Consider the following 12,219-nt stretch of genomic DNA (forward strand, 5'->3'; position numbering starts at 1 on the left):
TTCCCGGAGATTGGCCGAGGAGCGACCGGCCGGAGGGGTCCCGGGAACCGGGCGGAACCGGGCATTCGCACGCGGGAAACGGGCAGCCCTCCGCTCAGGGGCGCAGCAGTACGAGGTCGTCGCGGTGGACCACTTCGCGTTCGTACGCCGGGCCGAGTTCCCTGGCGAGGTCGCGGGTGGAGCGGCCGAGCAGGCGGGGCAGTTCGCGGGCGTCGAAGTTGACCAGGCCGCGGGCGACCGGGTGGCCGGATTCGTCCAGCAGGTCGACCGGGTCGCCCGCGGTGAAGTCGCCCTCGACCGCGGTGAGTCCGGCCGGCAGCAGGGAGCTGTGCCGCTCGGTGACGGCGCGCACCGCGCCCGCGTCCAGCCGCAGCGAGCCGCGCGGGGTGGAGGCGTGCGCGAGCCACAGCAGACGGTCGGCGGAGCGCTTGCCGGTGCGGTGGAAGTACGTGCCGGTCTCGCGGCCGGCCAGCGCGTCGGCGGCGTGCACGGCGGAGGTGAGCACCACCGGCACCCCGGCGCCGGTGGCGATGGCGGCGGCCTCGACCTTGGTGACCATGCCGCCGGTGCCGACGCCGGCCCGGCCCGCGCTGCCGATGGAGATGCCGGCGAGGTCGCCGGGGCCGGTGACCTCGCCGACCAGGCTGGTGCCGGGGGTGCGCGGGTCGCCGTCGTAGAGGCCGTCGACGTCGGAGAGCAGCACCAGCAGGTCGGCGTGGACCAGGTGGGCGACGAGGGCGGCGAGCCGGTCGTTGTCGCCGAACCGGATCTCGTCGGTGGCGACGGTGTCGTTCTCGTTGACGATCGGCAGGGCGCCCATGGCCAGCAGCTGGTCGAGCGTGCGGTAGGCGTTGCGGTAGTGGGTGCGGCGGCTGACGTCGTCGGAGGTGAGCAGCACCTGGCCGACGCGGATGCCGTACCGGGCGAAGGAGGCGGTGTAGCGGGCGACCAGCAGGCCCTGGCCGACGCTGGCGGCGGCCTGCTGCCGGGCCAGGTCGCGGGGGCGGCGCGGCAGGCCGAGCGGCGCGAGCCCGGCGGCGATCGCGCCGGAGGAGACGAGGACCACCTCGCGGTCCGCGCGGGCCTTGGCCAGGACGTCGACGAGGGCGTCCACCCGGTCGGCGTCCAGCCCGCCCGCGGCCGTGGTCAGCGACGAGGAGCCGACCTTCACCACGACCCTGCGGGCCTCCACCACGTCCTGCCGTGCCGCCGCTGCCACCTGCGCCGTCCCTCTGTCCGCTGTTCCGCGATCCGTCCGGCCGTGACGGGCCGTCACCCCGGGTGGCGTGCCTGCCAGCCCGCCCATGCCGAACCCACCATCTCCCGGACGTCGTACTGTGCGCGCCAGTCCAGCTCCTTGGCGATCGCCTCGGCCGAGGCGATGACACGGGCCGGGTCACCCGGGCGGCGCGGGCCGACTTCGGGCACGAGATCAGTGTGACCGGTCACCTCGCCGATCACCGTGACCATCTCGGCCACCGAGACGCCGAGGCCGGTGCCGATGTTCAGCACCAGGGCGGTGTCCGGGTCGGCGGTGAGCCGGCGGGCGGCGGCCAGGTGCGCGGAGGCGATGTCCTGGACGTGGATGTAGTCGCGCACGCAGGTGCCGTCCGGCGTCGGGTAGTCGTCGCCGAAGATCAGCGGCGGCGCTCCCGCGGCGAGCCGCTGGAAGACCATCGGGACGAGGTTGGACACGCCGGTGTCGGCGAGTTCCGGGGTGGCCGCGCCCGCGACGTTGAAGTAGCGCAGCGAGACGGTGGCCATGCCGTACGCCCGGCCGGCCGCCGCGACCAGCCACTCGCCGGCGAGCTTGGTCTGGCCGTACGGGCTCATCGGCGCGCAGGGGGTCTGCTCGGTGACGAGATCGACGTCGGTCGGGCCGTAGACGGCCGCGGAGGAGGAGAAGACGAAGCGGCGCACCCCGGCGGCCGCGGCCGCGTCGAGGACGGTGCGCAGTCCTTCGATGTTCTCCCGGTAGTAGTACAGCGGGCGTTCGACGGACTCGGCGACCTGCTTCCGGCCGGCGATGTGCACGATCCCGTCGACGGCGTACTCGCGCAGCACGCGCGCCAGCACCTCCGCGTCGAGCACCGAGCCGCGCTCCAGCACGATGCCGGCCGGCAGCCGGGCCGGGTCGCCGCTGCTCAGGTCGTCCAGGACCACGAGGCTCTCGCCGGCGGCGGTCAACTCCCTGACGACGTGGGACCCGATGTATCCGGCTCCGCCGGTGATCAACCACATCGTCCCACCCTAACAGCGGGGGCGGCGGGGCCCGATGACCGCTTCCGGAGGCCGCCCGGCCGTCACCCGAGGTACCGGAGATCTTCACCGAATTCACAGAAAAGCCTTGCGCTTCGAGCACATATCCGCATAGGACAGAGAGTCGGAGCACCCCGGGGGGGACATCGGCGGTCGAGGCGACCTGCGCGCTCTGCGCGGTCATGCCTGCGACACGTGGCCCGGCGCTGTGGTGCCCGCACACCATTTCTCGACGAAGGAACACACACGTGTCCAACACCATTCGCCGCAAGGGCCGCCGTACGGTCGCCTGCGCGGTGCTCGGCTGCGCGGGCCTGCTGGCCACCGGCGCGCTGAGCGGCACCGCGGCCGCTGACGCGCCCGGTGCCCCCGGCCCGGTCAAGCGGCCGGCCGTCACGGCCAAGACCTCGCAGGTCTCGCTGCCGGCCCGCTCGTCGAAGAAGCTGCGCGGCAAGACCGCGAAGATCGCCACCTCCGCCGCGACCACGCACCCGTCCGACTTCGACGGTGACGGCGCGGACGACCTGGTCTACCGGTACAGCAACGGCGACATCGTCATCGACCTGCTCAACGGCGCCTCCAACCGCCTCACCACGGTGATCGAGGGCGACACCTCGCAGGTGAAGGACCTGCTGACGCCGGGCGACCTGAACGGCGACGGCAAGCCCGACCTGCTGACGCTGACCGCCAGCGGCTCGCTGCGCCTGCACAGCGGCGCCAACGGGCTGCAGACCGACGGCTTCCAGTCGTACACCACCGTCGGCACCGGCTGGCAGCAGTACAACAAGCTGTTCGCGCCCGGCGACCTCAACGGCGACGGCAAGCCCGACCTGCTCGCGCGCAGCTCGGCCGGACTGTTCTTCTACCCGGGCACCGGCTCGGGCTCGGCGCCCTTCGGCGCCCGGGTCCAGGTCGGCGGCGCGGGCTGGAACCAGTTCAACCAGCTCGTCGGCGTGGGCGACTTCAACGGCGACGGCATCGGCGACATCGTCGTCCGCAACTCCAGCGGGCTGTGGCTGTACACCGGCAGCGGCAAGGCGGCCACCCCGTTCGCGGCGAAGACCCAGATCGGCGGCACCGGCTGGAACCAGTACAACCAGATCCTCGGTGGCGGTGACTACGACGGCAACGGCACCCAGGACCTGCTGGCCCGCGGCTACGACGGCACCCTCTACCTGTACGACGGCAACGGCAACGGCACGTTCGACCCCACGCGCATGAAGGTCGGCACGGGCTGGGGCTGGGAGCGGCAGTTCGCGGGCGCGGGCGCCAACCCGTTCTTCGGCAAGGACGGCATCTACGCCAACACCTCCAACGGCACCCTGTACTACTACGACGCCACCGGCACCGGGAACCTCGACACGAAGTACGAGGCCGGCACCGGCTTCGACCGCAGCGCGATCCGGCTCTACGAGGTCTCCTCGCTGACCGACTCCGGGTTCTCGGACCTGATCGGCAAGGGCCTGTACGACGGCCACCTCTACAACCTGGCGAACTACGCCATCGACGACGACATGCTCGCCGCCGGTTCGACGTCGTACAACCTGGTGGTCGGCCCCGGTGACCTCAACGGCGACGGCAAGGGCGACCTGCTCGCCCGCAACTCGTCGGCGCTGTACTACTACGGCGGCAACGGCAACGGCCTGTCGATGAAGGGCCGCGTGCAGATCGGCGGCAGCGGCTGGAACCAGTACAACCAGATCGTCGGCACCGGCGACCTGACCGGTGACGGCAAGGCGGACATCGTCGCTCGCTCGTCGGCCGGGCTGTTCCTGTACGCCGGCACCGGAAACGCGTCCTCACCCTTCGGGGCGAAGAAGAAGATCGGCGGTACCGGCTGGAGCCAGTACAACAAGCTGATCGCGCCCGGCGACATGAACGGCGACGGGGTGGCGGACCTGCTGGCCCGCAGCTCGAAGGGCCTGTACTTCTACGCGGGCACCGGAACCGGCACCTTCAAGGCGCGGGTCCAGATCGGCGGCGCCGGCTGGAGCCAGTACGCCGACCTGGGCTGATCCGAGCAACCAGCGGCTCACCTGAGGGGCGCCGGCACCGCTTCACGCGGCGCCGGCGCCCCTTGCCGTTCCCGCCCGGCCCCGCGCCCACCCCGCCCACCCCGCCGACGTCCCACCTGAACGGACGCCGACGTCGAAGTGACACCAGTCACAATCCGCGGTGTACGTACATCCTTTCGCCCGCTGAATCGTCTTACCGCAGAGCGCCACGTACCCCCTGAGGCACGCCCGCGCTCTGTTCGGCGACCCCTCACGGCCGCCGTAGGATTCCACGGACATACCAGCGGCCTGAACGAGAGCTGCGAAAGGCGAGGCGGAAACAAGGATGTCGGTCAAGGTCAGCGTCATCGTTCCGGTCTACAACCCCGGGAAATACATAGAGCCCTGCATCGCGTCGCTGTTGGGACAGACGCTGCCGGCGGACGAACTGGAACTCCTTTTCGTCAATGACGGCTCCACCGATGACACCCCCGCGAGACTGGACCGGCTCGCCGCCGAGCATCCGCAGGTGCGGGTGATCCACATCCCGAACTCCGGCTGGCCGGGCAAGCCGCGCAACATCGGCGTCGAACAGGCGCGCGGCGAGTACGTGCACTTCGTCGACCAGGACGACTACATGGCGCCCGACGCGCTGCGCCGGCTGTACGACATGGGCCACCGCAACGGCTCGGACATCGTCTTCGGCAAGGTCGCGAGCAACTTCCGCGGCGTCCCGCACGGCGTCTTCCGGGTCAACCGCGAGAAGTGCACGATCCACGACGCACCGCTGGTGGACAGCCTCACGCCGCACAAGATGTTCCGCACCCAGTTCCTGCGGGACAACAAGATCGCCTATCCCGAGGGCAAGCGGCGGCTGGAAGACCAGCTGTACATGATGGAGACCTACTTCCCGGCGAAGGTCGTCTCCATCCTCGGCGACTACACCTGCTACCACTACTCCAAGCGCGACGACGGCAAGAACGCCGGCTCGGCGAAGATCGTGCCGTCCGGTTACTACGGCAACCTGCGCGAAGTGCTCGACGTGGTGGTCGCCAACACCGAGCCCGGCACCTTCCGGGACGACCTGCTGCGCCGCTTCTACCGGGTCGAGATGCTCGGCCGGCTCAGCGAGCCGTCGGTGCTGAAGTACACCCCCGAGTACCGCGACGAGATGATCGACGCCGTCAACGACGTGGCCGGCGACTTCGTCAACGACGGGGTGCACGACGGGCTCGGCGCCATCATGCGGCTGCGCTCCACCCTGCTGCGCCGCGACCGGCGCGAGCAGCTGGTCGTGGTCGCCCGCCGGGCCTCCTCGGTCAAGGGCGCCGCGCGGCTGGAGGACTTCCGCTGGGTCGACGGCCGGATCGCCATCACCGTCACCGCCCGCCTGGTGTGGGGCGACGACAAGAAGCCGCTGTCGCTGCTGCGCCGCGGCGACCGCTACTACCTGCACCCCGACTTCCACCAGGACCTGCTGGAGGACGGCGAGCTGATCGACGTCACCGACGAGATCGACGGCTACCGCGCGGAGGTCAGCATCCGCGACCGGGAGACCGCGGTGGAGTGGGCCTGCCCGGCGGAGTTCGAGACCGCGGTGGAGGACCTGCCGGCCGTCGCGGGCGGCCCGGAGGGCGTGCTCTGCGAGGTGGTGCTGCACGGCACCGGCTACCTCGACCCCAAGGCGGTCAAGGGCCGCGACGCGCTCACCCGCGGCATGTGGGACGTGTGGGTGCCGGTGCGCGGCCTCGGTCTGGTCCGCAAGGCCCGGCTCGGCGCCGACCGGGCGCCGGGTGTGGACGACGCGTGCCTGCCCGCCCTGCTCGGCGAGCCCGCCCAGCTCACGGTGCCGTACTTCACCGACCCGCACGGCAACCTGACGCTGGACGTGGCGCGGCGCGGCAAGAAGCTCGGCGACGCGCTGGCCGGCCAGGAGGTGCTGCGGATGCCCGGCGACCAGCTGGAACTGGAGCTGGCCGCGGTCTCGCACACGGGCACCGCCACGGCCCGGGCCTGGCTGGTGCTGCGCGGCACCGGTCCGGACGCGGCCTTCGCGGGGCTGCCGGCCGTGCTGGAGCCGGTGGGCGGCCGGGTGCACCTGCGGCCGGCCGACGTCAAGGAGGGCGCCACTCCGTTCACCGGGCTGCGGCCGGGCACCTGGCAGCTGTCGGCCCGGCTGGACGGCGCCGCCTCCGGACCCGAGCTGAAGATCGGGCAGGTGCGGGTCGACGACCGCGGCCGGCTGCACCCGGTCGAGGGTCTGGCTACGGTGGACCCGGCGACCGCCCGTGAGGCCCAGGCCCAGCGGCGCCGGTCGGCCAAGCGCAGCATGCTGAAGCGGATCGGCGGCCCGGTGATGCAGCGGCTCAACCCCGGCTCCCGCAAGAAGCTCCGGCGGATGGCCGCGCGCTTCGGCGCCTAGGTTCGGAGCCTACGTTCGGAGCCTGGGTTCGGAGCCCAGGCTCCGGCGCCTGGCTTCTGCCTGGGTTCGGGGCGGGACGGCCGCACGGCACGCAGCACCACTCGAACGGGGTCCCGCGCACATCGGCGGGACCCCGTACTCCTCGCGGGTGTTCCTGCCGCCGGCCGGCCACCGCTTCGCCCGCCTCCCTTCCCGTCGCCCTCTCCCCCACCCGTCACCAACCCCCAAGGACGTGATCCGCATGCGGCAGCTGGACATCGCCGGCGCCTTCGTACACGAGCCCAAGATCTTCCCGGACAGCCGGGGGAGCTTCCACGAGTGGTTCCGCGCCGCGGACTTCGAGGAGTCCGTGGGCCACCGGCTGGACCTGGTGCAGGCCAACTGCTCGGTGTCCAGCCGCGGCACCCTGCGCGGGGTGCACTTCGCGGACGTGCCGCCGAGCCAGGCGAAGTACGTCAAGTGCGTGCGCGGCGCGGTGCTCGACGTGATCGTGGACATCCGGGTCGGCTCGCCCACCTTCGGCCAGTGGGAGGGTGTGCGGCTGGACGACGACCAGCACCACGCGGTGTACCTCTCCGAGGGCCTGGGGCACGCCTTCATGGCCCTCACCGACGACGCCACGGTGGTCTACCTCTGCTCGGCCGGGTACTCCCCCGGGCGCGAGCACGGCATCAACCCGCTCGACCCGGAACTGGGCATCGCCTGGCCCTCGGACGTCGAGCCGCTGCTGTCGGAGAAGGACGCCCAGGCGCCCACCCTCGCCGAGGCCCGCGCGCAGGGGCTGCTGCCCTCGTACGAGGACTGCCTGCGGTTCGACGCAGAACTGCGGGCCGGCGGCCCTGCGGGCTCCTGAAACCTCTGAGGTCTCTGAGGATTCGACAAACTTCCGCTGAACGATGTCGGTCCGGCGGAGCAAGCGCTAGCGTCGCTCCATCACTCCCGCCGTCTTTCGCATCGAGGGGTTGTTCAGTGCACCGTCACGAGTTCCTGCGCAGGCTGCACAAGGTCTACAAGCCGCGCAACTATCTGGAGATCGGCGTCAACGACGGGAAGAGCCTGGCGCTGTCCCGGGTACCGTCCGTCGCGATCGACCCGGCCTTCAAGCTCACCCAGTCCATCAGTTGCGACGTACACCTGGTGCGGGCCACGAGTGACGCGTTCTTCAACCGCAAGGACCCGCTGCTGCACCTGCGCCCGGGACGCAACCCGTTCCGGGCGCTGGGCCGGCGCGACCCGCTCGCCCTGGTCGGCGACCCCGTGCTGGAGCTGTCCTTCATCGACGGCATGCACATCTTCGAGTACGCGCTGCGCGACTTCATGAACGTCGAGAAGCACTCCCGCTGGTCCAGCGTGATCGTCTTCGACGACATGCTGCCGCGCAACGTGGACGAGGCCGCCCGCGACCGCCACACCAAGGACTGGGCCGGCGACGTCTTCAAGGTCGCCCAGGTGCTGCGCCGCTACCGCCCCGACCTGACCGTGGTGGACGTCGACACCGTGAAGACCGGCGTGACCGCGATCTTCGGCGCCGACCCGACCAACACGGTACTCCGCGACAACTACGACAAGATCATCGCGGAGTACGCCACCGAGGACCCGCAGGACATCCCGGAGGAGCTGCTGCTCCGCAAGAACGCGGTCAACGCCGAGACGCTGCTGCGGGCCCCCTTCTGGCCCGCGCTCGCCCGGGCCCGCAACCTGCGCCGCGGCCGCTCGTCCTTCGGCGCGATCCGCCGGCAGATCGAGTCCGTGAGCTGACCGCTGGTCTCAGGTCCGGCGCCCCGTCGCCGGCGCCGTGTCCTGGCTGCCCTCGGTGGGCGACCCGGTCGTGGTGTCCGGCGGGGCCGCCGACCGGGCGGCGCGCTCCCACGGCAGCGTTCGGCGGCCGGCCAGCGCGAGCACCGGCACTGTGAGCATGCCCACGAAGAGCGCGGCGCACATGTAGCGCCACAGCGGTGACGGGTTCGCCGCGAGCACCGTGACCTGGAGGCCGGCCGGCAGCACCGCGAGCGCCAGCAGCTCGTACCTGCGGCGGCGCACCGCGACCAGGGCGACCACCAGGTAGCCCAGGTAGGTCCAGTTCACCCCGCGCCACAGCACCGGTGCCTTCCTCGGTGTCTGCGTCCACTCGTAGGCCCTGGTGGCCAGGTGGTCGAGCTTGTACGACAGCGGGGCGTCGGAGAGCGACGCGTGGTACGGCAGCTGCTGGACCGAGTCCAGGCCGAAGCTGGACCAGGTGCGCAGCACGTGGTGGTTGGACGCCGCGTACTTGCCGGTGTGGCCGTTGAACGCCCAGGCGATGTCGGCACGGCACAGCCGGGCGTCGATGATCAGCGTCGGGTGGTGTTCGAGGATGCGCCCCCACAGGGCGAGCAGTTGCCCGTTCTCCTTGCCGGCCTTGATCCGGTTCATCGGCTTGTGCATGATCGGGTCGGCCACATGGCAGTCGCCGCCCGGCCCGCTCCAGTGCGACAGCGGCGCGAGGCCGCGCATCAGCCGCAGGTCGGAGGCGGTGAAGATGTCAGGGCGCTTGGCGTAGGCGACGCCGATGTCGGCGTAGTTGAAGGCGTACACCTCGTCGGGGCGCGGCTTCTGGACGCCGAGCGCCGGGTAGAGGAAGTTGTTCATCGCCAGCGTCAGCACCAGCGGGACCCCGATCGCGGCGGCGATCCAGCGGCGCATGCCCGGCAGCAGCAGCACCAGCAGCACCACGGCGGCGATGAGCACCGGGAAGCCGTTGTTGCGGAACAGGCCGATGCCCAGGCAGCCCAGGGCCAGCGTCAGCAGCTGGCGGCGGAAGGACCGGTCGCGTACGGCGTGCTCGCGGCGCAGCCGGCGGGCGGTGAGCTGGACCACCGCGCCGAAGGCGACCAGGGTGGCGATGGTGTAGGCGACGTCCTTCCAGACGAACACCGTGAACGAGGCGGTCATCGGCGCCGCGGCGACGACCACGGCGGCGGCCGCGCTCCACCGCCCGCGCACCCCGAGGTCACGCAGCGCCACGCAGACGTAGGCGAGCGCGGCGGCCATGCAGACGGTCTGGACGAAGGTCAGGGCCGCGATGCCGCCGGTGACCTGGAGCGAGATCCACAGCAGCGCGTCGTAGGCGACCGAGTGGTCCGAGCGCCAGTGGGAGGTGCTGACCTCGTAGATGTAGGTGAGGGTGTCGCCGCTGATCCGGCCCGGGTAGAAGGCGGCCCACCAGCCCAGCAGCAGCAGCTGGCAGGCGGCGTACACCGCGAGCGGCAGCCGCCAGCGGGCGGGCAGGCGGGCGGACAGGCGGGAGGGCGACCAGCGGCCGGGCCCGGCCGGGGAGAGCGCGGAGGCGCCCGGCGGCGGGCCTGCCGGGGTGCCCCCGGCTGCCTTCCCCGGGGCCTTCACCAGGTCGGGCGGCGCGGTGTCCGCGGAGGTGTCCAGATGGGCGTCGGCGCGGGCGTCGGCGCGGGCGTTCGCGGGAGCGTTCGCGGGGGCGCCGAACCGGCCGCCGCCCGGGGAGTTCGGGGCGCTCATCGGGCCGCCGCCGGGGCGGCCGGGCGCGGCACCCGGGCGAAGGCGTGCCCGGTCAGCTCGCGGGCCGTGTCCAGCCGGCGCCGGCGCAGCGCTCCCGGCACCATCAGCAGCGCGTGCAGCCGGGTGGACAGGTGGCGGCGGGCGGTACGGGCGGCGCGGTGCCAGCCGAGCGCGTCGAAGTCGGCGGCGAGTTCGAGCAGCAGCCGGCGGGTCTCCTCGAAGCGGGAGCCGCTGACCGCCTGCGCGGAGGACTCGCTGCCGACGTGCCGCCGGTAGTCGAAGCAGATCTCCGGGTCGGTGACCAGCTCCTCGCCGCGCAGCAGCAGCTCCACGGTGAGCGCGAGGTCCTGCACGACCGTCAGGTCGGTGCGGAAGCCGACCTCCTTGAGCAGGTCGGAGCGCCAGCACATGGCCGGGAAGTAGAGCCAGTTGCCGCGCAGCAGGCTGACCGCGAGCTCTTCCCCGCCGAGCCGCGCGCGCCGCTCGGGCGCCGTCGAGTACAGCCGCCGCTTGACGGTGTCGACCAGCGTGTGCACCGGGCGGCCCTCGCCGTCGATCACCCGGACCCCCGGCTGGTACATCGCGGCGCCCGGCAGGTCGGCCCGGGCGGCCCGTACGGTGGCGACGTAGCCGGGACGCATCAGGTCGTCGCAGCCCATCAGCACCGTGTAGGGGTAGTCGGCCAGCTCGACGCAGCGGCGGAAGTTGCCGGTGACGCCGAGGTTCTGCTCGTTGCGGAAGTACCGCACCCGGTGGTCGTCCAGTCCGGCGAACCACTCCGGCACGCCGGGCCGGGTGTCGTCGTCCACGACGGTCAGCCGCCAGTCGGGGTCGGTCTGCGCGAGGACGCTGCGCACGGCGTCGCGCATCAGCGCGGGGTCGCCGTAGTACGGAAGCATGATGTCGAGCGTGTCGGTCACTGGGAGCGTTCGCCTTCCACGGCGGCCAGCGGCCGCTCGGGTTCCGGGCGGTGGGCCGTGCGCAGGGCCGCGTCACGGGCGAGTTCGGTCAGCCGGCGTTCCATGGCGCGAAACCGCAGGTAGGTGTTGAGCGCCAGCGCGGTCACGCCGACCACCAGCAGGTACAGCACCAGGTCGGTGCCGCGGCCGACACCGAGCAGGTGGGCGGCCTTCGTGGTGTCGCCGGGCCGCAGTACCGCGTAGGCGTTGAGGAAGCAGAAGGCGAGGAAGGCGATCCGCTTCCACGCCCGGGTCCGGGTGGTGTTCCAGCTGCGCATGAACACCGCGAGCAGGACCACCACCGCGGACAGCAGGACGATCTGGATGAGCACCGGTCAGCCCTTCTCGCGGTTCAGGGACAGGTCGAAGAGGATGTTCACTCCGTTGAGCAGCGACTGGCCCTTGGCCCGCGAGTAGTCGGTGTAGCGGATCGACACCGGTGACTCCACGACGCTCAGGTCGGAGCGGGCGAGGAAGCCGGTGATCTCCGAGGCGTGCGCCATGCCGTTCATCGTGATGTTGACCCGGGCGGCGGCGGTGCGGTTGAACAGCCGCAGCCCGTTGTGCGCGTCGGAGAGCTTCAGGCGGCGCGCGGTGGGGCTCACCGCCGCCGCCGTACGCAGCACCAGGCGCTTGGCCCAGGGGACTTCGACGCGCTCGCCGCCGGGCCGCAGGAAGCGGGAGCCGAGCACCACGTCGGCGCCCCGGGCCCGGGCCACCGCCAGCATGGTGATGACGTCCTCGACGCGGTGCTGGCCGTCTGCGTCGAAGGTGACGAAGCGTTCGGCACCGGGCTGGGACAGTGCGTAGTGCAGCCCGGTCTGGATCGCCGCGCCCTGCCCGAGGTTGACGGGGTGTTGGACGAGGTGGGCGCCGGTACGGGCGACCTCGTCCTGGGAGCCGTCGACACTGCCGTCGTCGACGCACACCACGTTGGGGAAGGTACGCAGCGCCTCTGTCACCACTCCGGCCACGACCGGGGCTTCGTTGTAGACCGGGATGATCAGCCAGACATCACCGAAGGTGCGCTTACTGGCAAGGCGCGGCGCGCCGGAAATCACCATGGGAAGCGCAC

The 12,219-nt window shown here is 71.8% G+C and carries 10 protein-coding genes; 4 read left to right on the top strand and 6 right to left on the bottom strand.

Features of this window, described 5'->3' with window-relative positions:
* Positions 1-94: 94 nt before the first annotated feature.
* On the bottom strand, positions 95-1,195 hold the full coding sequence (gene proB / locus ACIPAE_RS05035) for a glutamate 5-kinase (protein ID WP_329374306.1): 1,101 nt from the start codon (positions 1,193-1,195) through the stop codon (positions 95-97).
* A 77-nt stretch (positions 1,196-1,272) separates the two neighbouring features.
* On the bottom strand, positions 1,273-2,241 hold the full coding sequence (gene galE, locus ACIPAE_RS05040) for a UDP-glucose 4-epimerase GalE (protein ID WP_329369459.1): 969 nt from the start codon (positions 2,239-2,241) through the stop codon (positions 1,273-1,275).
* Between the two features lie 266 nt (positions 2,242-2,507).
* On the opposite strand from galE, the gene ACIPAE_RS05045 reads away from it, so the two are divergent.
* The 4 genes from ACIPAE_RS05045 to ACIPAE_RS05060 all read left to right on the top strand — a co-directional run bounded on the left by ACIPAE_RS05045 (position 2,508) and on the right by ACIPAE_RS05060 (position 8,433).
* The gene (locus ACIPAE_RS05045; protein ID WP_402442969.1) at positions 2,508-4,274 is read left to right on the top strand and encodes an FG-GAP repeat domain-containing protein; all 1,767 of its coding nucleotides are present in this window, start codon (positions 2,508-2,510) and stop codon (positions 4,272-4,274) included.
* 325 nt (positions 4,275-4,599) lie between these two features.
* Positions 4,600-6,675, top strand: coding sequence for a glycosyltransferase family 2 protein (locus ACIPAE_RS05050; protein WP_402442971.1), 2,076 nt, complete (start codon positions 4,600-4,602; stop codon positions 6,673-6,675).
* A 241-nt stretch (positions 6,676-6,916) separates the two neighbouring features.
* Entirely contained in the window at positions 6,917-7,528 is a 612-nt protein-coding gene (rfbC, locus tag ACIPAE_RS05055) for a dTDP-4-dehydrorhamnose 3,5-epimerase (protein ID WP_328464098.1), read from the top strand.
* Between the two features lie 116 nt (positions 7,529-7,644).
* A complete protein-coding gene (locus tag ACIPAE_RS05060; RefSeq protein WP_328464100.1) occupies positions 7,645-8,433 on the top strand; it encodes a class I SAM-dependent methyltransferase in 789 nt (262 codons plus the stop codon).
* Positions 8,434-8,442: 9 nt separating this feature from the next.
* Here the strand turns inward: ACIPAE_RS05060 and ACIPAE_RS05065 are convergent, their stop codons facing one another.
* The 4 genes from ACIPAE_RS05065 to ACIPAE_RS05080 are packed head-to-tail and all read right to left on the bottom strand — an operon-like array spanning position 8,443 to position 12,208.
* Positions 8,443-10,185, bottom strand: a complete 1,743-nt coding sequence (locus ACIPAE_RS05065; RefSeq protein WP_402442974.1) for a DUF6020 family protein — start codon at positions 10,183-10,185, stop codon at positions 8,443-8,445.
* Entirely contained in the window at positions 10,182-11,105 is a 924-nt protein-coding gene (locus ACIPAE_RS05070; RefSeq protein ID WP_329369451.1) for a glycosyltransferase, read from the bottom strand. Before ACIPAE_RS05070 ends, ACIPAE_RS05065 begins: the two co-directional genes overlap by 4 nt.
* A complete protein-coding gene (locus ACIPAE_RS05075) occupies positions 11,102-11,476 on the bottom strand; it encodes a DUF2304 domain-containing protein (RefSeq protein WP_328464106.1) in 375 nt (124 codons plus the stop codon). Before ACIPAE_RS05075 ends, ACIPAE_RS05070 begins: the two co-directional genes overlap by 4 nt.
* Positions 11,477-11,479: 3 nt before the next feature.
* On the bottom strand, positions 11,480-12,208 hold the full coding sequence (locus tag ACIPAE_RS05080; RefSeq protein WP_329369448.1) for a glycosyltransferase family 2 protein: 729 nt from the start codon (positions 12,206-12,208) through the stop codon (positions 11,480-11,482).
* Positions 12,209-12,219 lie beyond the last annotated feature (11 nt).

It is taken from the genome of Streptomyces sp. NPDC087270 (assembly GCF_044744625.1).
Classification (GTDB): Bacteria; Actinomycetota; Actinomycetes; order Streptomycetales; family Streptomycetaceae; genus Actinacidiphila.

Bases quoted from the DNA above. Each gene is read 5' to 3' on its own strand.
- galE (WP_329369459.1), bottom strand. From the start codon at position 2,241: ATGTGGTTGATCACCGGCGGAGCCGGATACATCGGGTCCCACGTCGTC.
- ACIPAE_RS05050 (WP_402442971.1), top strand. From the start codon at position 4,600: ATGTCGGTCAAGGTCAGCGTCATCGTTCCGGTCTACAACCCCGGGAAA.
- rfbC (WP_328464098.1), top strand. From the start codon at position 6,917: ATGCGGCAGCTGGACATCGCCGGCGCCTTCGTACACGAGCCCAAGATC.
- ACIPAE_RS05065 (WP_402442974.1), bottom strand. From the start codon at position 10,185: ATGAGCGCCCCGAACTCCCCGGGCGGCGGCCGGTTCGGCGCCCCCGCG.
- ACIPAE_RS05080 (WP_329369448.1), bottom strand. From the start codon at position 12,208: ATGGTGATTTCCGGCGCGCCGCGCCTTGCCAGTAAGCGCACCTTCGGT.